Source organism: Pseudomonas sp. GM80, assembly GCF_000282515.1.
Lineage (GTDB): Bacteria > Pseudomonadota > Gammaproteobacteria > Pseudomonadales > Pseudomonadaceae > Aquipseudomonas.
Genome location: NZ_AKJD01000251.1, coordinates 1 through 20,831, shown reverse-complemented (window position 1 = coordinate 20,831; position 20,831 = coordinate 1). Strand labels below are relative to the sequence as shown.

23 protein-coding genes are annotated in these 20,831 nt (G+C 51.4%); 13 read left to right on the top strand and 10 right to left on the bottom strand.

Annotated features, from left to right (window positions below):
• Positions 1–343: 343 nt before the first annotated feature.
• On the top strand, positions 344–1,423 hold the full coding sequence (locus PMI37_RS28630) for a hypothetical protein (protein ID WP_008087975.1): 1,080 nt from the start codon (positions 344–346) through the stop codon (positions 1,421–1,423).
• Entirely contained in the window at positions 1,420–2,154 is a 735-nt protein-coding gene (locus tag PMI37_RS28625; RefSeq protein ID WP_008087973.1) for a hypothetical protein, read from the top strand. The genes PMI37_RS28630 and PMI37_RS28625 overlap by 4 nt, the downstream gene beginning before the upstream one ends.
• A gap of 464 nt (positions 2,155–2,618) precedes the next feature.
• On the opposite strand, the gene PMI37_RS28620 is transcribed toward PMI37_RS28625, so the two are convergent.
• Both PMI37_RS28620 and PMI37_RS28615 read right to left on the bottom strand, forming a co-directional pair.
• Positions 2,619–3,329 carry a DarT1-associated NADAR antitoxin family protein gene (locus PMI37_RS28620; RefSeq protein ID WP_008087972.1) on the bottom strand — a complete coding sequence of 237 codons (711 nt, stop codon included), beginning with the start codon at positions 3,327–3,329 and terminating at the stop codon, positions 2,619–2,621.
• A 6-nt stretch (positions 3,330–3,335) separates the two neighbouring features.
• Positions 3,336–3,962, bottom strand: a complete 627-nt coding sequence (locus tag PMI37_RS28615; RefSeq protein ID WP_008087971.1) for a DarT ssDNA thymidine ADP-ribosyltransferase family protein — start codon at positions 3,960–3,962, stop codon at positions 3,336–3,338.
• Positions 3,963–4,555: 593 nt separating this feature from the next.
• On the opposite strand from PMI37_RS28615, the gene PMI37_RS28610 reads away from it, so the two are divergent.
• The 3 genes from PMI37_RS28610 (at position 4,556) to PMI37_RS28600 (ending at position 7,606) form a co-directional block, all read left to right on the top strand.
• Positions 4,556–5,338: a phage Gp37/Gp68 family protein gene (locus PMI37_RS28610; RefSeq protein WP_008087970.1), complete on the top strand. Its 783-nt coding sequence runs from the start codon at positions 4,556–4,558 to the stop codon at positions 5,336–5,338.
• Positions 5,339–5,369: 31 nt separating this feature from the next.
• Positions 5,370–6,599, top strand: a complete 1,230-nt coding sequence (locus tag PMI37_RS28605) for a three-Cys-motif partner protein TcmP (protein ID WP_008087969.1) — start codon at positions 5,370–5,372, stop codon at positions 6,597–6,599.
• Between the two features lie 647 nt (positions 6,600–7,246).
• A complete protein-coding gene (locus tag PMI37_RS28600; RefSeq protein WP_008087957.1) occupies positions 7,247–7,606 on the top strand; it encodes a DUF6124 family protein in 360 nt (119 codons plus the stop codon).
• 157 nt (positions 7,607–7,763) lie between these two features.
• On the opposite strand, the gene PMI37_RS28595 is transcribed toward PMI37_RS28600, so the two are convergent.
• From PMI37_RS28595 to PMI37_RS28580, 4 genes are all read right to left on the bottom strand, one after another.
• Positions 7,764–8,213 carry a hypothetical protein gene (locus PMI37_RS28595; RefSeq protein ID WP_238552744.1) on the bottom strand — a complete coding sequence of 150 codons (450 nt, stop codon included), beginning with the start codon at positions 8,211–8,213 and terminating at the stop codon, positions 7,764–7,766.
• A 115-nt stretch (positions 8,214–8,328) separates the two neighbouring features.
• Complete coding sequence (locus PMI37_RS28590) at positions 8,329–9,693, bottom strand: hypothetical protein (RefSeq protein ID WP_008087962.1); 1,365 nt, start codon at positions 9,691–9,693, stop codon at positions 8,329–8,331.
• A gap of 104 nt (positions 9,694–9,797) precedes the next feature.
• Entirely contained in the window at positions 9,798–10,148 is a 351-nt protein-coding gene (locus PMI37_RS28585; protein WP_008087960.1) for a hypothetical protein, read from the bottom strand.
• A 1-nt stretch (position 10,149) separates the two neighbouring features.
• Positions 10,150–10,671, bottom strand: coding sequence for a hypothetical protein (locus PMI37_RS28580; RefSeq protein WP_008087959.1), 522 nt, complete (start codon positions 10,669–10,671; stop codon positions 10,150–10,152).
• A 651-nt stretch (positions 10,672–11,322) separates the two neighbouring features.
• Here PMI37_RS28580 and PMI37_RS28575 point away from each other — a divergent pair.
• The 4 genes from PMI37_RS28575 (at position 11,323) to PMI37_RS28560 (ending at position 13,917) form a co-directional block, all read left to right on the top strand.
• Complete coding sequence (locus PMI37_RS28575; RefSeq protein ID WP_008087957.1) at positions 11,323–11,682, top strand: DUF6124 family protein; 360 nt, start codon at positions 11,323–11,325, stop codon at positions 11,680–11,682.
• A gap of 638 nt (positions 11,683–12,320) precedes the next feature.
• On the top strand, positions 12,321–12,701 hold the full coding sequence (locus PMI37_RS28570; protein WP_008087953.1) for a hypothetical protein: 381 nt from the start codon (positions 12,321–12,323) through the stop codon (positions 12,699–12,701).
• 96 nt (positions 12,702–12,797) lie between these two features.
• Positions 12,798–13,085 carry a hypothetical protein gene (locus tag PMI37_RS28565; protein WP_008087947.1) on the top strand — a complete coding sequence of 96 codons (288 nt, stop codon included), beginning with the start codon at positions 12,798–12,800 and terminating at the stop codon, positions 13,083–13,085.
• A gap of 472 nt (positions 13,086–13,557) precedes the next feature.
• Complete coding sequence (locus tag PMI37_RS28560) at positions 13,558–13,917, top strand: DUF6124 family protein (RefSeq protein WP_008087945.1); 360 nt, start codon at positions 13,558–13,560, stop codon at positions 13,915–13,917.
• A 303-nt stretch (positions 13,918–14,220) separates the two neighbouring features.
• Here PMI37_RS28560 and PMI37_RS28555 read toward each other — a convergent pair whose 3' ends face one another.
• From PMI37_RS28555 to gspI, 4 genes are all read right to left on the bottom strand, one after another.
• Entirely contained in the window at positions 14,221–14,703 is a 483-nt protein-coding gene (locus PMI37_RS28555; RefSeq protein ID WP_045123335.1) for a GNAT family N-acetyltransferase, read from the bottom strand.
• 356 nt (positions 14,704–15,059) lie between these two features.
• A complete protein-coding gene (locus PMI37_RS28550; RefSeq protein ID WP_008087941.1) occupies positions 15,060–15,629 on the bottom strand; it encodes a LemA family protein in 570 nt (189 codons plus the stop codon).
• Between the two features lie 3 nt (positions 15,630–15,632).
• On the bottom strand, positions 15,633–16,736 hold the full coding sequence (locus PMI37_RS28545; RefSeq protein WP_008087939.1) for a hypothetical protein: 1,104 nt from the start codon (positions 16,734–16,736) through the stop codon (positions 15,633–15,635).
• 309 nt (positions 16,737–17,045) lie between these two features.
• Positions 17,046–17,420: a type II secretion system minor pseudopilin GspI gene (gspI, locus tag PMI37_RS28540; protein ID WP_008087937.1), complete on the bottom strand. Its 375-nt coding sequence runs from the start codon at positions 17,418–17,420 to the stop codon at positions 17,046–17,048.
• 147 nt (positions 17,421–17,567) lie between these two features.
• On the opposite strand from gspI, the gene gspG reads away from it, so the two are divergent.
• The 4 genes from gspG to gspM are packed head-to-tail and all read left to right on the top strand — an operon-like array spanning position 17,568 to position 20,710.
• Positions 17,568–18,026, top strand: a complete 459-nt coding sequence (gene gspG / locus PMI37_RS28535) for a type II secretion system major pseudopilin GspG (protein ID WP_008087930.1) — start codon at positions 17,568–17,570, stop codon at positions 18,024–18,026.
• An 8-nt stretch (positions 18,027–18,034) separates the two neighbouring features.
• Positions 18,035–18,994: a type II secretion system minor pseudopilin GspK gene (gspK, locus tag PMI37_RS28530; protein ID WP_008087927.1), complete on the top strand. Its 960-nt coding sequence runs from the start codon at positions 18,035–18,037 to the stop codon at positions 18,992–18,994.
• Positions 18,991–20,169 carry a type II secretion system protein GspL gene (gspL, locus tag PMI37_RS28525; RefSeq protein ID WP_008087925.1) on the top strand — a complete coding sequence of 393 codons (1,179 nt, stop codon included), beginning with the start codon at positions 18,991–18,993 and terminating at the stop codon, positions 20,167–20,169. The genes gspK and gspL overlap by 4 nt, the downstream gene beginning before the upstream one ends.
• Complete coding sequence (gene gspM / locus PMI37_RS28520) at positions 20,162–20,710, top strand: type II secretion system protein GspM (RefSeq protein WP_008087923.1); 549 nt, start codon at positions 20,162–20,164, stop codon at positions 20,708–20,710. The genes gspL and gspM overlap by 8 nt, the downstream gene beginning before the upstream one ends.
• The last annotated feature ends 121 nt before the right edge of the window (positions 20,711–20,831 follow it).

Genomic DNA, 20,831 nt, shown 5'->3' with positions numbered 1-20,831 from the left:
GAATGATTAAGTCTACTTTCGATCAAAAAAGGCCAATCGAGGCAGCCTACTCTAAGCAAAAACTCGCTATGAGGGATTGCATGATAGAATCTTGAGGTTGATGGGTATAACGATCCCCGGTTAGTTGTAGACAGGGGCGCAATACACTCGTAGCCTATAAAAGGCGCAAAGTGATTGTGCATCGGGCAATGCGTTAGGGTGTCTTTGTCACCGCTCTTTGTCGTCGCCTTGTTGCGACAAGGAGTGGAAAGTCAAATGATAAGTGGCTCTGAATGAGTCTTGGCCGCAGACTGTGCATACATTGGGGTTGAGGCTATTTAATAGTTGAGATTTGAGGCCGGGTATGGAAATTGCCAAATGCGTTCTAGATAACCAAATTTATACAGCGCTGGATTTTTCGAGATTGCCTCCAGGCGAACTATCTAATAAGAGAAAGCATTTGGTATGCATTGAGTGCCAAGCGCCTACTTTCTTTAGAAAAGCATCTCGTCACGGGCATGTCGCATGTTTTGGAGCGTTGGCACACATCGAGGGGTGTTCACACTCCTCGTTCGATACTCAAAACTTGATAGTTGAAAGTGATAATAAATATACAACGCTTCACCCGAATAGTTTTGTCGAGTTGTCTTCGATAGCCACACTCTGTTCTGACGGTGATGCCGCCATGGCTGTCTATAAGAAGTCGCTCAATACAACTAATTTTCACTCGCTCAATGATTTGAAATCTAGCCCTGATATTCGTCGAGAGCTCAGTGCGACGTTGAAAAGCCTGATTTTATCTGAAATATTCAAACTACACTCTCCAGAAGTTAATAGCAACATTGAGTCGAAGAATTCTGCTGACCATTTTTTTGTGAAGTTTGAAGAAGTTAGCGTTAATCAGAGCGAAGGTTTTGGTGGCTATTTCGGAATGTTGACCGATGCTCGTTTAAGCAGCGAAGGCGCGCTTTGGCTTAATTCTGGTGGCGATGGTGGCGTAAGCTGTGTCATTCAAACTGAAATGGTAGATGGTTTTTTTCGAAGGTATAAATTAGAAGACGAAGAAGATCTGGCTGGTGCTTATGTGACAATAATAGGATCACTTAAGATTTCACAAAACGGCAAAAAATACATAGCACTTGCTGATTTAGATTATATTGATTTAATTAGGCTCAGTCTCGATAAAGATATGGCTGATCAATTTTTCTTAACAAAAAAAGCAAAAATAGCATTTTTCTTGACACATAATAAAATGGGCGTATTTGATAGCGAGTTGGGTATAAAACGGAAACACTATATTGACAATGATGTGGCCAAGGAGTGGAGGGCTAGATTTGCAAAAGAATTTCACCCAGACAAGAATCAAGGTGATACGTCAATGGATTACAATCAGATATTATCGTCCATTAATAAGATGTACAACAGGATGGTGGGCAAAGCATGACACAAAACCTGCCGGCTGTTATCTATCATTCGCTTGGTGAGTTAACGCAACGTGTCGAACTTGAGCTTGTTATTCGAGAGACATTTAATGTTCTTAGTGGGAAGCATGTTTCAGCTATAGTTAATGCATTTTTTTTGAGTACTAAAATTTGCATAAACGGAATTCCTTATATTGCAATTGGTAGCCTTTCGGTGATATTGAGGACGGGGAACTCTGGAGCTGAGAGGCCCTTGGTATATCAAGGCGTTCGCGGGGTGGTGAGCGCGGCTGAAATTGTTGAAATTGACGGGGTCGAACATATCTCTGGCCCCACATTAAAGTCATTGATTGATATGAGGATGCTGCAAACAGATGGTCGGACTAAGGCATATCTTCAAGTTGCGATGCAATCCTATGACAGAATTCTGAATCTATCCCAAGTTCGGGATTTGAAAGAAATGTTTTTGGATGATATTCGAAATAATCGGCCTTTGCTAAAAACACAAAGAATTGGTGAGTTTAATATTTCTTGTTGTGAGTTTACCGGTACGCCATTTTTCAGTCGGCAGGATGTTGAGTTTGCACATATCGAGAGTGTGGTGACTAATCCTATGCTCGCGTTGGATGTTAATAATGGCGTTATTATTTTGAAGGCTATACATAAGGAACTCACTCGACTCGGAATTCATGGTTATGACGGTATGTACAAATATTGCCAGAATAAAAAATACTCCACATCATGGTCTGAATGAAGTATTGACCTTCAGCTGGATGGTCGAGTTTTACGGGGGGCGAAATACACCTGTTAAAAGTCGTAACTAATTTTTAATAGTGATTAGAAATAAGGGGGCGAATAGCTTTCGGGAGGGCATGACGGAAAAGGTTGCCGATACAGACCGGTGTTTAAAATACATCTTCAGTAACTCTCTCTAAGGCGACACATTCTTGCTTAAAAAGGAGCTATTTATTTTTTGGAAGTAAATGCTCGCTATTTGAATAGAGGGGTAGGGGTAAAGTTATTGGCGGTGGGAGTAGAGGTCGTCGAGGTCCTGATCTGTAGCATTCAAGTCAGCTATTCTGACCATTGTTTCTCGATCTGAGCTTTTCCATGTTACCAGTTTTATTTTCGGCGTTATAAATAATAACGCTTTTGATTGCATTGAGATTTCAGTCGCGACGGTGAGCTAGAGCATTGGCGGCTCGGAGATGCACTAACTCACTTCAGCATATCGCCTTGTATGGCTTCGTTTTGGCTGGAGTTAGATATTAGCGAACTTTTAACGGTGGAAAGGAATGATTCTTTTGACGCAATTGCTTTGTCCAGTAAGCCTTGCTCGTGTAGGGATACAAAAAGGGCGATGGAGTATGCCTGACAGTTCATCGATTTTTCTGGATTGAACTCAATATCCGTGAATGCAGAGTATGAAGTTATTTCATCAATAATTGACGAAGGCTGCTTCATCAAAGCATTTATATACAACCAATCGTAAAAGGCGGTGCGTGGCTCTAGCTCCCAGTCCATGTTGAAAAAACTGAATTTCGTTAGCCTGCCCGATGACTTAATTCTCTCATCAAGTTTTGCTTCACGAGAGGTCCTTCGAAACAGGTCTTTAAATGGACCACCATTCTCGAAAACTTTGCTGCCCTGAAACGCACACTCCACGCTCATCGTTAGATTGTGCTTGAGAGTGGTGAAGCTAAGATTGAACGCACTCAGAGCAACTCCTAGTTCGTCCTTGGATTTACTCGATACCTCTAAAATTCTACTCAACGATGGCATCGATTCCAGAGCCGCTTGCTGTAGGGAGTCGACTGACCGCTGCTTCTGAGCAACAGACATGCCTGGGAACCATTTGAAGTCTATGCTTTTCGTCTCTACAAGGGTCACTGCCCCAGGAGTCGGAATGAAGACAGGTCTAAATGCCATGTGTAACTACCTTACATAGGTGCGCGTAGCGAAAAAGCCCCCCCTAGCGCCTTCGACGAGCAACTGTCGGTTACCGCAGAGTCCCGCATTGTCGTTTCGTATCGCTTGAGTAGTAAACGCCACGCCCAAAATCAAATTCGGCTCAATCTGATCAAAGACTAACACCTCAGCTTGTGGATCAGTAGGATCGTATGCTCGCAGTCGTTGCTCTTGTCGTGAGTTTAAATCCTCTATCTCCTCGTACATCCCTTGAAGTGCTGCCAGTGTCCTGAGGGTGCCAAGTGGCTGCTGGGCCATCATTCCGGTGGCAGCATTGCGTTGGCAGAAAGCGCAGTCCTTAGTCCAAAGCACAGATGCATCAATACCGAGCACCACCCATTCCGTGTCGGGTAGCAGTTTGTACCTGTTGAACATAAGGTAGTTTGGAAAGGCGATGGAGAGGGACGTTCCATCTAGATGTCCATCCAGCCGAAGCTGATCATTGATTACCGGCGCTTGTACCAAGCCTCCCTGATCACTGACTGGCAACAGCCCGTGCCGCAAAATGGAGGCGAGGTTGTTAAGTCGAGTGAAGTGAACCAAGTACGGTATTTCGCGTTGAGCGCTGTAAGCTTGGATGTCAGTTCTCGGCATATTGGTACCTAAAGATTCGTATGAGATCCCTCAAGCCTAGTCGTTCAATACGGCGACAGTGGCCGTGCGCCATTACAATTTGTGACTAATCATGTCGCGATTCTTCTCTGCTGCTTATGGCACGCCTGTCAAATCCTAAAAATCATGCAGACGTCACCCGATGACGTAGATTAACGCCAGCGATGATTTTGACAACATCTGGACGCTACAGCCGATTCGTATTCAATAGGCAAGCAGGCAACCACGGAAAAGGTGAAAAATAGAATGCCAAACACAGGCTTGATCGTTGTAAAACCTGCCTGGCCAGAGACTGCTACCGTATTCCGTGCCCACAGGATCGCGTAATCATCACAACTCAGGTTCCTCCTTCCTTCAAGGAGCCTGACCGTTCGGCAGGAAACATCAGGCACGAGGCGCTTTATCAAGCGCACGACGTTAATGTGTATATCCATACAGCATTATTTTGGTTGAGCTGCTATTCCTGCGTCATAGCTGCCCTATCGAGAAGTTATTCATTATGATGGCCGTTGAATACGGCTCGCTCGGTCAGAAATGCACCAGTTAGGAATGCAAACGAGGGGCTAGGAAAGGATATGGCAGAGACACAGATTGAGTGGACGGACTCCACATGGAATCCAGTAGCTGGCTGCTCCATCATTAGTGCCGGGTGCAAAAATTGCTATGCCATGGAGATGGCGCGTCGACTCGAAGCCATGGGCACCCCTAAGTACGTGGGGCTGACCCGCAAAAAGAACAAGCGAATCGTCTGGAACGGCACCATAGTCGAAGACTACGACGCTTTGGCTATCCCTTACCGTTGGAGAAAACCGAGAAAGGTGTTTGTGAACTCCATGAGCGACCTTTTCCATGAGAAAGTCAGCGACGAGTTCATTGTCGCCGTCTGGAAGGTCATGCGAGAAACCCCGCATCACAACTACCAGATTTTGACCAAGCGGCCAGAACGGATGAAGCAGATCCTCAATGAAGTCATCATAGAGGTGCTACCCAATGTGTGGCTAGGCACCTCTGTTGAAGATCGTGATGCCGCCGGGCGCGTTCAGTTTCTGAAAGACACACCTGCCCAGATCAGATTCATCTCCTTTGAGCCATTGATTGGCCCCGTAGGCAGCATTGATCTCACGCAGATTGACTGGGCGATTGTCGGCGGTGAGAGCGGGAATAAAGCGCGGCCTGTGAAAGAAGGGTGGATTGATGAGATCTACACCCAGTGCCTAGAAAGCGGCACAGCGTTTTTCTTTAAACAGTGGGGGACATGGGGTAAAGATAATGTCCGCCGTTCGAAAAAAGCTAACGGTCGTGAATACCGTGGCAAAACCTGGGATGAGATGCCTGTAAAACTGGTGGGCATGGCCTAGTAGAAACACCGTAGCCTGACAAGGAATATCCATGGCTAAGAAGAAGTATGATTGGGAAGAAGGTGCGATTCTCGAAGAACACTCAAGGAAGAAGCATCAAATACTTCGCGATTATTTTTATCAGTACGTAATCACACGATGCAAGCACCCGCAGGTTAGAAAGTTTCGCCTGGCTGTGGTAGACGGCTTCAGTGGCGCTGGCCGATACAAATGTGGCACTGCCGGTTCACCCATCATCTTTGTGGAGGAACTGAGTAGAGCGTTAACTGACATAAACACCTACAGGGCAGTTAACAATTTGCCCCTCGTTGATATCGAGTGCAGCCTGTTCCTGAATGACGCTGAAAGGATGGCAATTGACATTCTTGAAGGAGTCCTGAATCCGATTATTCTTCACCATAGCATCTCGAACAGCCGGCTTAAAATCCAAGCCCGCTACTCGACAGAGTTGTTCGAACTCGCCTATCCAAGAATAAGAGCCCAAATCAAATCAGAGAAATATCCGAATATCATCTTTAATCTCGATCAGTGTGGGCACAGCCATGTTGACACTGCGACCTTGGTCGACATGATGAATCTGAATGAATCAGTGGAGGTTTTCTATACCTTCGTCATCTCTTCCCTGCTGGCCTTCCTGAAGCAGCATGATCCAAAAACGCTGTCGAGCCAATTGGCATACTTGCAGCTAAGCAGCCGGGACTTCGAGATCCTTGAAGAGAAGCAATCAAAGACAGCGTGGCTCGGCGTGGCGGAAAGCATTGTCTTCGAAAACTTCAAGAAATGTGCAAAATTTGTCAGTCCTTTTTCAATCAACAACCCTAGTGGTTGGCGATATTGGCTAATACACCTCGCCAATTCGTATCGTGCTCGCCAGGTTTATAATGACCGGCTCCATCAAAACAGCGAGACTCAAGCTCATTTCGGCAGATCTGGCCTTGGCATGCTTGCGCACGACCCTGGCGAAGGAAAGACGCTTTACCTCTTCAATGAGTCGGCTAGAGATCAGGCAAAAGACCAGCTCAGGGAGGACATTCCAAAATTCCTTCACGATTCGGCACCCGCCTTATCCGTTAGGAATTTTTTCGAAAGGATCTATAACAACACTCCAGCCCATAGCGATGACATCAATGCTGCACTACTAGGCAGCAACGAGATCGAGATTCAAACTGCTACCGGTGGAACAAGACGCAAAGCCAGCCAAATCCATACGACGGACATCATCGCTTTCAAAAAGCAACGAAGCTTCTTCTTCCCCAAATGAAGTGGTGTCGGCCATGGAGCGGCATGATGAGGCCGACCACCGTCCTCTTGTTTCAGTGATGCGCTTTCGACTCTCGAAGTGTATTCACTAAACCCAGAAACTCTCTTCCGTGTGCTAGCGGCTTCTGAATATCGCAAAACGTCCGGATGACGTCGAAATGTGCCAAAAAAATAGAGTTGTTCATTTGGCCTAGGTTGTCAGTTACGACTGGCAATTTGGGCAGTTTTGCTCTATCTGGTGGGATAACGGGACGGCTCTGTCGAAGGATACATGACGAAATGGGGCCTCGATAAACGCCAATGTTTAAAAAGACATCTCCAGACACTCTCTCAGGCTACACACCCTTGCGCCTTTGCCTACAGCTACGCCAGAATCCGCCGGCTTGTGGGCTTTGTACCTGGTCTATATCGTCTACGTGTCGCTGGCAACCCAGCGACCGGGTTTAGCGACCTGACCAGGTATAAGTACAACGACGCTCCAGTTTGTCGCAGACGTTTGCGACGACGATATGGTGGCTGTGCGTGGGAGACCTTCGGGTCTGCCGGGTCTTATACCTCTCGGTTCGCTAACCCGCGTACAGCTGCCACCCTTACTTGTTTAGCGACAGGTGTTGGTGGTTCCACCAGGTATAAATTTGGAGCTTCACCATGATCAAACCAACACCCAACCCGCCCGAAACCGCCTCGGTTTCCCCTTACGAATCCATCGATTCCAAAAAACTCCACGAAGCCGCCGACCGCGCGCTCGACCATTACCTCTGTCCACCCGGTTCCACGCCGCCCCCACGTAAAAACCGTGGGATGTACGCTGTGACGGCGGACAACAAAACCGAAGAACTGCTGGTCGACGCCAGTGCAACACTCGCTTCGGCTAAAACCATCGCCCAGAACGTCTCCAGCCTGTTGCCGGCATCGCAGCGCCATGCGTTGGCGGGGATTGCGCAGTTGATCATGCTTGGGGAGTTGGCGGTGAATCGGGCGTTGGATAATTTGCAGTTGCCGGAGTGATGCGGGTGTCGGGATCACCTGGTGATTGATCGGGTGTCCATTCTGGCGCTTTCGCGAGCAAGCTCGCTCCCACAGGGTTTTATGCTGATTGCAGATGTTGTGTGCGACGCTGAAACCTTTGGGAGAGGTTGATTATTACCGTGCCGTCTTCGTGTGGTTATTGAGGCGATTCAGGACATTCGTGGGTCCATCGCGTCACCGTCATCTCATTGAACTGCTCACCGATGGTATCAACGCGCAGGCAAGCGCCTTTCTTCGCGTAGTACAAGATGCAGCGCGAGCTATCAAACGAGCAGCTATCCAGTTCGAAGAACTGGCGTGCAGCCAGCTCCTTCTCCATGCCACTGTATTCATAGCCGTCGTTGGTATGCATGCGCGTCGGCTTCCATCCTTGTTTGACTAGCTTGGACTTGGCCGCAGCCAAACGCTCACCGGCGACGATGCCTGTTGGCCCGCGATTGTCGTTTGGCGCCTGTGAGTCATCGGCAAACGCTGCGCTTATACCCGTACAATAAAGTGCGAAAAATACTAGTACATGAAAGGGGACTGATTTATTTTTCTGACGATTAGTCAGTCCCCTTAAGTCAGGAATACCTGCTTCTGTCACATGTCCACTTGTTTCTGGCCGATCGATTTCTGCTACAGGCAGTAACTGGTTGCAGATGTTATATATAGACTTCGGGGTTGTGCAAATGGATGGACATTGTTTTTAACAGTGTGCATTATGCTTTGTCTGTCAAAAAGGATTCAATAAACTTATCTGCGGACTCTTGGAATCTGATGTTTTTAGCTAAATAAGTTTCTGCGGTTTGTTTGTTTAGATTGATGTAATCCAAAGCTTTGGATCGTATCTGCGGCACGCTAGAATATTTTGCCGCTTCGAGCGCAGCCGAGGACCATGCACCATAATCCGCAGCTTTTGATATGGCTACTATCAACTGGAAGCATTCTTCATCAGATAACAGCTTGGACAGGCTACTATCAATGGAGTCAACAACGTTTGCAAAAGTGTTTGCTGTACTGAAACTTGATGAGCCTGCATCTGATAGTAGTTCTGGGAAATAAATTGGCGAAAGAGCGGCTTTGTTTCTCGCTACGAGGTTTATCGTATTTTGAGAGTAGGGGCGTTTGTTAATTAGTTTTTCTAGCTCAACCTTAAAGTATTTTAATAATTCTCCGTCAGCTAATTCAGTTGCAACGGAAGACAGCGCGTTGGCCGGGTGGATGAGCTTTGTTTCGCTAGAACTTGATGTAAGTGCTTCAATGCTTTTTGAAATGGCTGATCGTATACGTCCTACACAGGCAGTCGATAAACCTAAGAATAGTTTTCCGTCAGCGGACAGTAGTTGAATAATTAAATCGCTATATGCAGAGTCATCAGCTTTTGCCTCCAAAATTTTTGCTTGTATCGCCTTGGTAGCGATAATGTTGGATCCTTTTGCTAAGCCAAGCAGAAAGCGCACAGCATTAGCTGAAATATTTATATCGGCAGACAGTACTGAGGTTGTTAGCTTTGCAACTAATTGTGGAAGGGCCTCTGCGTGAAGATTGAGTGTTTCTTCATTTACAATGTTTTGTATTTCGGTAATATCAAGACTTGGAAAGAAAATGGCGTTGCCAAGGCGATTAATTAATTCGTCCACGAGTTGTGTTGTAGATAATATTGGGCGTGAAAGGAATCTGCTAATAGTTTCGAAGAATATAAAGCGAGCTTCTTCGGCGGATGGTTTATGGCCTGATGGGTGCGCCGATTTGTTGCGTAGAATTCGTAATGTTGTTAAAAAAGCGCCGTCGAGTCCAGAAATCAATGATTTTGAGGTTAGTTGATCGATTAAAAAATTTTCATATACGTCTTGGTCATTTTTTTTCTTAAATGCTTCATCGTATACCGTTTTGGCTGCAGCGTTTACTCTTGATAGTTCGTTTAGTTTGCCGAGAAGGTCGTCGAATAGTGCAATGTAACTTAGGACAATAGATCCTCGATAAGCTCCTGCCATATAACAACTCATCGACTCTCGCATGTAGTCGCGAATGTCAGTCTGGGAAATAGTTGATAATAATTCTTCCATGTCGGTCAGGTGAGCCATGTAAAATCCTAAGTTGTTCGTTGGCACTCTGGTGTTTGCTTTGTGTTAAATGGTGGGCCAATATTGTTTAAGCGTAATGATAAAGCCCACTCATGTCTGAGCGATTAAATAAAGTCATCATCAAAAATGCTTAGCAGATCATCTAGTGCCTTGTCAACGCCGAGCGCCACGCGGCGTGCGTTTGCATAGAGGCTTTCCATAAACTTATATGCACCCTCAAATTCATCCTTCAGTTTTACGTCTGAAACGCTTTCTATTACTATTCCTTCATTGTTTATGATTGTGAGCCAGTAGTCGTTTCCAAACTCTAATTCGTCGTAAGATAATCTAATTGAGTAATTTGGGAAGGATGCCTGAAAAACGTTCTCCGTCTCAGTTATTTCCCAGTCGATTTTTCCACTTTTAGTTTGTCGGTCGACACCTTTGATTATGCGAACTATTTTTGAATCGGTCATTTCAGTTACCTCTCCCAATCTCATTCTTGATTCGCACCAATAGTGTTTGAATCACATCGTAGTGCTTTGACATTTGGCCATTCAATTTGGCGTGTTCTATAGGCTTGGAGTCGCGTATGGACGTTTCTATGAGCGTTTCCATGGAAGAAAATTTGGCTATTGCACTTTGAATTCCAACTTGATCTTCTGCTGTAAGTAAAGGGTTTGACGTTCTAATGGACACTAAAAATTTTTTTAGATTCGCGTACCGATCTGGCAAGAAAGTCAAACTGTCGGAGCGGTGCATTCTTTTGATTTCTTCCATAACAGCGAGTGCTGTGGCGAAGTCAGCTACCGTCTCGCCTCTACGCATATCATCCCTCATGCTCTCAACCGCAGCTGTTGCTTGCTCGGAAGCTGCCTTGGAGTTAAGGGCGGTTTTGATGGTGAAGAAAAAACCAATCAGCGAAATGAGCAATCCAATCAAGCCTGCGTAGTCGCCGATGCGATACTGCTCTAAGAACTTATTGAACTCCGTTAGCACATGGCATCCCTCTTGTATATTTAAGCGCCCTGAAAAATTGGCTGCAGCCAAGCCATCATGATGGCACCAGTGCGGAGATCTGCCTAGGAGCTGGGTGGATTATCGACTACTACCGATACCGCTTGGGAATCGGTACAGATCTGAAAACCCAGGATGACCCTCTGAGGTGGTGGAAAATTGAGCTGTTCATTTGGCCGATGTTGGCTGTTAGGACTGGCAATCTCGGCCACTTCCTTTGCGTGTTGGGATAAAAGGGACGGATTTTTTGTGAGATACGTAACGGAATTCGGCCTCGATAAACACCAAGGTTTAAAAAGACATCTCCAAACACTCTCCCAGGCTACACATCCTTGCGCCTTTGCCTACAGCTACGCCAGAATCCGCCGGCTTGTGCGCTTTCGGGGTGGGTTCTATTGTGGTCCGGTCGCTGACGAATCAGCGATCGGGTTTGGTAGCCCGGCTTAGACTTGGCGCATAGCGTCACCCGATACAGGCCTTTTGGGGGCTGTGTATTTATGGTGGCCATGCGCAGGGCGTCTTCGGGCGCGCCGGTTCTCCAAGTCACCGGTCTACCAACCTTCGTATGGCCACCACCCCTTCGTTTGGTAGCGAAAGATGATGGCTCCTTTTCTACGACTTGGAGATTCACTCATGATCAAACCAACACCCAACCCTCCCGAAACCGCCTCGGTTTCCCCCTACGAATCCATCGATTCCAAAAAACTCCACGAAGCCGCCGACCGCGCGCTCGATCATTACCTGTGTCCGCCCGGTTCCACGCCGCCGCCACGTAAAAACCGTGGGATGTACGCCGTGACGGCGGACAACAAAACCGAAGAACTGCTGGTCGATGCCAGTGCAACACTCGCTTCGGCCAAAACCATCGCCCAGAACGTCTCCAGCCTGTTGCCGGCATCGCAGCGCCATGCGCTGGCGGGGATTGCGCAGTTGATCATGCTCGGGGAGTTGGCGGTGAATCGGGCGCTGGATAATTTGCAATTGCCGGAGTGATGCGGGTGCCGGGATCACCTGGTGATTGATCGGGTGTTCATTCTGGCGCCTTCGCGAGCAGGCTCGCTCCCACAGGGTTTTATGCTGATTGCAGATGTTGTGTACGACGCTGATACCTGTGGGAGCAAACATTGGCTACGGATCTATTTCTGCCCCACCCAGTACCGCCATAAACTATTGATGATTTGAGCGCGGCGTCTGCAAGTCAGAAAACCGGATTTTCCCTACAACGAACACCGATCCATCCTGCATTCAAATCTGAGTCCGTTCGCCAAAGTCCTGCGTTTTCAGAACGGGACACGGACGTGACCAGACTCATCCCACAAAGCGAGTTCCATGGTCAGCGAGAGCAGATCCTCGATTCCTACCAATCCATGGAACACTTCCGACAGGCATTGAATCGCCCGGACGATTTGCCCGGATTCGACGATTTGTTAAACGCCATGGGCCTGCATCGTTCCAACTACATGCAAGGCGCGAATGAGCAAAAACTCATCGATGCTGTACGTAACGGTGATTGGGCAATGGGAAAACTTGTGTGTGCTTGTGGTCGGTGCGGCAGGGTCCGTGGAGACAGGAACAAAGATGACAGAGCTAGGAGAGTTAGTGGGACAAGAAATTCATGAGTATTCCGAGTAATGGAAATCACCAGCACAGTATTTGCTTGGGCATGTGGGGCGCAGATCATGATGGGCGTGATCAACTGCGCAATGATTTTCTACGCCGTTTACACAAAACTCGATGCTCTGGAAAAACACTTTGATGAATGGCTGTACCTATCCATGGACTGTGTTTCATCAGGGGGAAGTTTTTACTCGAGAACTCAGCGGATGGCCGCTGTCAGCCGGCTGATTACATCCAAGAGCGTCCAGCGGCAGGAACCCTTGCTGATCGACGCCGTTCAACGCCTTCCCAGAGGACTCAGGTTCTGGGCGACGAGTCCATTTCATGTCGGCTATTTCGTGTGCGGCGGGACGTCACTGCTTTGGCTTTATGGGAAATACAGAGGTTTTCTGTAATGGGGCAAAAAGACAATCAGTCCTTCGGTGAGGTCGTTTACGAAGACTCTCCTTTCATGCCAAAACCCAACTACTTCCACCCCCGGCGCCACAAGAATGAAAAAGCTTTTGATCGCAGCAATCCTCGCCGTAGTGACCATGCTCTACGTCGGCTATTACGAAGCCCTTGAGGATGGTGACATTGAGACGATTGTCTTCATCAAGAAGCACCCCACGTTTCAGATGAAGTTCCACAACATCCACGCCAATGATGGAGAGATCAGGAAGGTAGAGCGCCTGACAGCAGAGGAGCGGGGATGGATTATCGACTACTGCAGATATCGCTTGGGAATAGATACAGACCTGAAAACCCAGGATGACGTTGAGATGTGCCGCAAAAAATAGAGCTGCTCATGTGGCCGAGGTTGTCAGTAACTACTGGCCGTTTCGGCCATTTTCTTACGTCTGTTGGGATAAGAGGACGGATCTGTTGCGGGTACGTGACGGAATGAGGTCTCGTTAAACGCGAACGTTTAAAAACATCTCCAGACACTCTCGCAGGCTACACATCCTTGCGCCTTTGCCTACAGCTACGCCAGAATCCGCCGGCTTGTGCGCCTTGGGGGCGGGTTCTATTGTGGTCCGGTCGCTGACGAATCAGCGATCGGGTTTAGCGACTCGGCTCAAGTTGAAGGTGCATCAGCGTTCCAGGCTTCGTTGCGGATCTGTATGTCTGCAATTTCGTTATGGTGGCTGTATGCGGGAGACCTTTCGAGGTCTACCGGGTGCCTTTGACCGGTTCGCTAACCTGCGTACAGCCGCCACCCTTTCTGTTTAGCGACAGGAATTGGCAGCTTCACTTCAAAGGAGCTCCACCATGATCAAACCAACACTCAACCCGCCTGAAACCGCCTCAGTTTCCCCTTACGAATCCATCGATTCCAAAAAACTCCACGAAGCCGCCGACCGCGCGCTCGATCATTACCTCTGTCCACCCGGTTCCACGCCGCCGCCACGCAAAAACCGTGGGATGTACGCCGTCACTGCCGACAACAAAAACGAAGAACTGCTGACGGATGCCAGCGAAACGCTCGCTTCGGCCAAAACTATTGCGCAGAACGTCGCCAGTCTGTTGCCGGCGTCGCAGCGTCGGGCGTTGTTGGGGATCGCGCAGTTGATCATGCTCGGGGAGTTGGCGGTGAATCGGGCGCTGGATAATTTGCAGTTGCCGGAGTGATGCGGGTGTCCGGTACATCTGGTGATTGATTGGGTGTCCGTTCTGGCGCCTTCGCGAGCAGGCTCACTCCTACAGGGTTTTGTGTTGGTCATTGATGTTGTGTCTGGCGCTGAAAACTTTGGGAACTGGGTCTGAGATATTTGTTTGGGAGCTGTTGGAGGCTCGGGCCGTGATCGGATGATCTTTTGATTTTGATTTGGAAAAACAAGATCAAAAGATCGCAGCCTTCGGCAGCTCCTACATGGGGGAAAGAGGCGGATTTATTTTTGAAGAATAGAGAAGGGGCACCGTATCAAGATGTGCCTAGTCGCTCGATTCAACGGCTTTACCGTTAGCCCGGACATAATAATTATCGAATTCACCGCTTTCGACGAACACGAAGCCATGGCGAGTGTAAAAGCGATTTGAAGCGCTTTCCTTGAGAGCACCCACCTTGATGGGGCGCCCGATCTCATCGGCCTCTCTGAAAATCCGAGTAAGCACTTCAGAGCCGATTCCTGCTCCTTGAGCACTGGGTATCACATACAAGTGGTCAAGCAGCAGCTCGCTCTGCTGGTCTTTGATTACGACAAAACCGACCAGATCACCTGAGACTTCTATGCGGCGTGTGCTGTTAGCGTCGAACCCAGCAATAAATCGTTCGCGCGCACGATCCGGGTTAAATCGTCCAAGCCGTTCAAGGCTCTCGCGCATGGCCTCAATCCTGATGGCTACCAGATCTTCCAGGTCGTTATTGGACGCTGCGCATAAAACGACAGCGGAGTTTTGATCAGCGGAGGCTGGCATAACAGGCACCCTAAACATGGCCGGTCGGTGATTATAGAGAACAGAATCCGCATAACCACTACTGCCTCGGTTCAGGGGAGGCGATGGCTCCTTGTCAGCTTCAGGGGGATGTGTTCGCCGGACGCTTACGTCTGTTGAGGCAAGGGGACGGATCGGTGGTGGGGGCCGAGACGCAATGAAGATTCCGATAGATATGCGGGGGGCGGGATTACCGGGTGATTGAGCGGTGTTGGTTCTGGCGCTTTCGCGAGCAGGCTCACTCCTACAGGGGGGTTGGGTGGGGCACGGATATTTTGTTCGGCTGAGGCGGGGGGCGACCATCTCCCTCATGGGTGATGGTCGACGTATTGTGCGAATTAGAAATTCGGGGTGTAGGAGAAACCTTGCGATGCTTCGGTATCGGAGAACGGTATTACCGGCGATTTCTTGTTGAACAGGCTGTTGACGACGGAGCCTGGGAACATTTCGATGGAGTTGTTGAACAGTTCGACGTTGCGGTTGTAGATGGTGATGGCCGCGCCGACGTTTTCTTGCTGTTCGGTAATCTCACGCATCATGTTGTTCGCCGATTCGGATGCTTTCAGGTCAGGGTAAGCCTCGAAGGTGACGCGCAAGCCGCCCATCAGCTCCCGTGAGGCGGTTTCTACTGTCGCGAGGGCATTGCCGTCCGCTCCAGCAGGCAGGCTGTGGATCGCGCTGCGCAGGCCGGCTATTTTTTCGAGGAGGCTGGACTCGAAGACCATGAAGTCTGCGAGCACTTTTTGCAGTTGGTCGAGCACTTTTGTCTTCTGGCGTTCGTACACGAGGACGTCCGACCAGGCACGCTGGACGCGGTTGTGACCGCCAACAATGCCGTTGTAGATGACGACGCCCGCTACGATGATGACTACAGCGATAACAATGGCGAGGGTGAGTGTAGTGTCCATGTCTTACTTCTCTTGGCGGCTTGTTAGGGGAGAGGCGGCAAAGTTGTCATCGTGCAGTTCACCGAGTGCATGGCTCCATTGGAGTGCAGACACCAGGCCCGGCAGTTCGACACCCGCAGCAATTTCTGCGTAAAACTCGTTGGGTGAAGACAGCGAATATTGAGTAGCGAACGTGAGCAGGTCGCTGTTGGCGAAGCTGAGGCAGAGTTTTCCACTGTCGGCGAACTCCAGGTTCGGAACCTTGAGTACGTTGAATACCTTCAACAAGTGCAGCACCGTCGAAGGTTTGATGAACTTCGCACAGGTCATCTCGCTGCGCCCGGTCAAACGGAACGCTTTATTAAAATCCGGAGACGCCGTGTCCATGCGGCTCGGATAGTCGTTTTGTGATTGCCCGTCAGTTCTGACCGATACGCCGGTGACCCACGGAAAGTCGATGACCAGACTGTAGCGGTCGTAGTGGTCATACACCACTCGAGTCTCTGTTTTAGTGCCTCCCTTGCCGTCGTTAACGGTGGTTTTTACCTTTCGTTTGTCGACGTAGTGCAGGCGGTGGTACTCGTAAGCGAGGTTGTGCAGCGGGCCGTTAAATACACCCTGCATCGACTGCAGCAATTCGCGGCTGTAGTTGCCCCGCCGGTAATCAGCAAATTGCGCATCCAACTTGCTGAGGGTATAGCGCGGGTCTTCTGCCAGGCAGGTCAATCCGTTGTGGAAGTAGGATGACAGGCGAGCGATTCTGTTACTGAGTGAAGGCAAACGATCAGCTTTGGTCTTCATCCATGCCAGACTTCCACCGGTAGAAACGATGCCGAGCACACCAAGGATTACGGGGAACAAGTCGGGGTCAATTTGCAGACGGTAAAAAAAAGAGGCGACGGTGTAGGTGTTCGCATACTTGGGAAAGGCCACAGCGCTCGCGATCAATAGCAGGCCCGCGCCGAAAAACCACCATGCGCGTGTGAAACTGAATTTGAGCGGGCCGTTGTACGAGACGAACTCTTGGATCGTCTTTAATAGGTCGGTATTGGATTGAGCCGTGGCAAGACTGGCTTCGCTGTCAGCCAGTAACTTGTTTAATTTCGCGTTCTGCGATGTGTTGGCCATGTCAGGTATCCATTGATTCAGGGATGCCTGATGCGCGAGCAACGGCCTGGATTGAGGATTTGGCTTTGTTCATAAACTGTCAGAAATGTTGAAAAGGAGTGGACGATACCATTGTTGTGCCATCACTGCTTCTGGCGGATAGCAGGCATTGGCAATGGTCGAGCATTGCGACAGGCAATCCCCTGTTAAAGCGAAGCACACGCGCTGTTTCCGCTGCCCAAGATATTCATGTAGGAGCTGCCGAAGGCTGCGATCTTTTGATTTTGCCTTTTAAAAGCCAGATCAAAAGATCGCAGCCTTCGGCAGCTCCTACAGGGGGTGGGTGAGTAGGGTTTCGAGTTTTGCCAGGGGCGGGGCGTCTTGGTTGCGGTCGAATACCTGGATGCCGATTTTTAGCAATCGACCATGTTCTGCCGACGCGATCACTTGTTCACAGCGCAGCAACAACCGCCCCTGATCGCAATCCTGCGCTTTCATGCCCATTGGCAACTTGCCTTCCAGGCGCAGCTCGGCCATGCGGCTTTGCGCCGCCAGCATCGCAACCGAGCGATCCCGCAAAATCCCGCTGCTCTGCGTCATCAACCCCGCCACGCGCACAGCCGCCGACATCGCCACGGCAATAATCGCCAGCGCCACCAGCACTTCAATCAGGGTGAAACCTGCTTCTCGCGAACGCGCACGCATAAGTGGCCCAAAGCCAAAACACAGCCCTCGACGCTAACCCGCGTGCTTGACGGCTTGACGACGAAAACACCCGAGGATTTTCAACATCACTGACATATCTTCTTGCAACACTGCGCGTCGAATCGAATCAAGCCAGGGATTGTCGAGATGGATATCGCACCTTTCAAATCGCGTCAGCAACCGTTGCGCACGCCGCGTGGGCAGCAGGGTTTTACCCTGATCGAGATCATGGTGGTCGTGGTGATTCTGGGGATTTTGGCAGCGATGGTGGTGCCCAAGGTGCTCGACCGGCCGGATCAGGCGCGGGCGACGGCGGCGAAGCAGGACATTGGTGGGTTGATGCAGGCGTTGAAGTTGTATCGCCTCGATCACGGCACTTACCCGAGCATGAATCAGGGGCTGAAGGTGTTGGTGGAGCGGCCGGCGGATGCGAAGAACAGCAATTGGCGCTCGTACCTGGAGCGTTTGCCGAATGATCCGTGGGGGCGTCCTTATCAGTACCTCAACCCCGGCGCCAATGGCGAGATCGACATCTTTTCCCTCGGTGCAGACGGTCAGCCTGACGGCGACGGCGTGAATGCCGATATCGGTTCCTGGCAGTTGTAAGGCCGGCCATGAACAGCCGCTCGCCTGAGGGGGCGAAGCAACAGGGTATGGCGATTATCAGCGCGTTGTTGATTGCGGCCGTGGTGGCGGTGATTGCGGCGGGCATGTTGACGCGCCAGAGCGTGTCGACCCGTGCGCTGGAGGCGGATCAGCAGCGTGTGCAGGGGCGTTGGCTGGTGCAGGGCGGGTTGGAGATCAGCCGACAATTGCTCTGGGACGACCGTCAGCGCGATCCGTTGACCCGGCTCGATCAGCCGTGGGCGCAGCGTCTCTCCGCGCAAGGTTTTGAGGGGCGGCTGGAGGATGAGCAGGGCAAATTCAACCTGCGCAATCTGGTGGCCAACGAGCGGGTTGATGAGGCGCAGGTCGCGGCGTTTCAGCGCTTGTGCGAGTTGATCGGGGTCAGTGCCGGGTTGAGTCAGCGCATCAGTCAGCGGGTGATTGCTTCGTACCCGCGACTGCTGAATGTGCAGATGGCCGAGGCGCCGAAAAGTGGTTTCGACAGCGGTCGCGCGACGTCGCCCAACGCTTCACACAAACCGCAGAATCCGACAATGCCGATGCTGCGCAGCCTTGATGATTTGCGCAGCCTGGACGGCGTGAATGAGGCGGTGATGGGCAAACTGGCGCCGTACCTGACGGTGATTCCGGCGACGACCTGGCTCAATGGCAACACCGCCACCGCGCCGGTCTTGGCTGCGTATGTGCCGGGGTTGTCGCTGGAGCGTGCCAATGCGCTGATCGCCGAGCGCGATGCCGGGCGCTGGTTTATCAACCGTGGCGATTTCGTTAACCGCTTGCGCATGCCGCAACTGGAGCTGACCAGCGTCAAGGTCGGCATCACCAGTGACTGGTTTCGACTGCGCGGCGAGGCGCGACGCGATCAGCGGCGGGTCAGTCTTGAGGCGTTGTTGCATCGCAGCGAGGACCGCTTGCCGCAAGTGATCTGGTCGCGGGTGGGCGTATGAGCCAGTTGAAGGTGGCGTTGCCGCCCCTGGCGGAACTGGATCTGCACAGTCAATTGCACTGCGCCTGGCTGGATCGTCAAGGGCAGGTCACGCGGGAAGAACGCCATAGTTTGAGCCAGTTGAGTCAGCAGTCGAAACTGCCACCGCTGGTGTGCTTTCTGCACCCGGCTGACAGCCTGTTGGCGAGTCTCGATTTGCCGCCGTTGCCTGCCAACAAGATTGTCGCGGCGGTGCAGTGTGCGGCGCAGGCGTTAATGCTTGGCGACAGCAGCGAGATGCACATTGCGCACAGCTCGCGGGACGAGGCCGGGCAGGTGCAGATCGCCTGGGCGCCTCGGCAACAGTTGTTGGGGTTTGGTCAGTTGCTGAAAAGTGCTGGGCTGAACCTGCGCGGTCTCTACCCGGCGCCGTACTGTTTGCCGGTGCTGCCGGGCACCGTTGCTTGCGTGCAGGACGGGCATTTACTGCTGCGTGACAGTGTGCAAGCGGCGCGGGTGCAGCCGTTGTTTGATGACGGCCTCGACGGTGTTGTTTGGGAACCGGGTGCGACTCTTCACTGGATCGGCGATCAACCGCCGCCGGCTGCCGAATTGCCGATGAGTGATGCGCAGCGCTGGACTGGGCCGTTGCCCGGTTGGGGGCTGCACGGCGCGGTGCAAACGCAGAACACCGAGCATCGCGGTTGGGGCCGAGCCATTGGGTTTTCGGCTTTGGCCGTGGCGGTGTGGGTGATCGGTTTGAACCTGTATGCCGCTCGCGAGGCCGGGCAGGGCCAGCAGTTGAAAGCTCAGATGAACCTGCGGGTAAAGCAGGCCTTCCCTGAGTTGCCGGTGATCCTCAACCCGTTGCAACAAGCGCGACAGCAACTGGCGGCGCGGCAGAAGGGCGCGGCGGATGATCCGGCGCAGACTTTTAATCGGCTGGTGTTGCAGGCGGGCAGCGGCATGCCGTCGATGGCCGGCAGTGTCGAGCGGCTGGCGTTTGTCGACGGCACCTTGCAACTGAGTTTGCTCACCGACGCTCGTCGTGGCGGCAATGATCAGGATTGGCAAAGCACTTTGGCCCAGGCCGGTATCAGCGTGACGGCAGATGACGAGGGCTGGACTTTGCGTCCGGCCACTGAAGCCACCCCAAGCGAGAGCGATGACAGCGGCGGAGCAGAAGAAGATGAATAAGGCCTCGCTCGCGCTCTACCGCGCCAAGTGGCAACGCTTTAACGCTCAGGTGCAGGCCCGTTGGCAGCCGTTGGCGTTGCGCGAAAAACGCATGGTCGCCGGCATGGCCGTTGCGCTGATCGGCTTGCTGCTGTGGGTCGCGCTGATCCAGCCGCCGCTGAAGAAAATCACTTATTGGCAAGCGGAGACGCCAAAGCTGCGTGCGCAGACCGAAGCGCTGGAAGTGCTGCTGCGTGAAGTCAGCGTGCGCCCGGACGGGCAAAACGTGGCGCAGTCGCTGGAGCAGACTCTGCAAGCCAGCGGCCTGGCCGGGCACTATCAATTGCATGCCGGGGAGGCCGGTGCCTGGCAGTTGACCTTCGACGCGGCGCCGGCCGACGCCGTGCTCGACTGGCTGTTGAGCAACCCGGCACAACTTTCTCTGCAAGTGGTCGAGGCCCGTTTGCAACGCGCAGACAACCCCTCGACCGAAGTCACTGCCGGCACTTTGTCAGGCACCGTTCGCATGGATCAGGCGCTGGGCGCTAAGGAAGCTTCATGAAGGGGTCAGGATCCAAACCGGCACGTCTGGCGTTGCCGATGCTGCTGATGGCGTTGAGCGCGTGCAGCAACACCACCACGCCGCAGAACCAGCCGCCATTGCTGGTCGACAGTGAACTCGG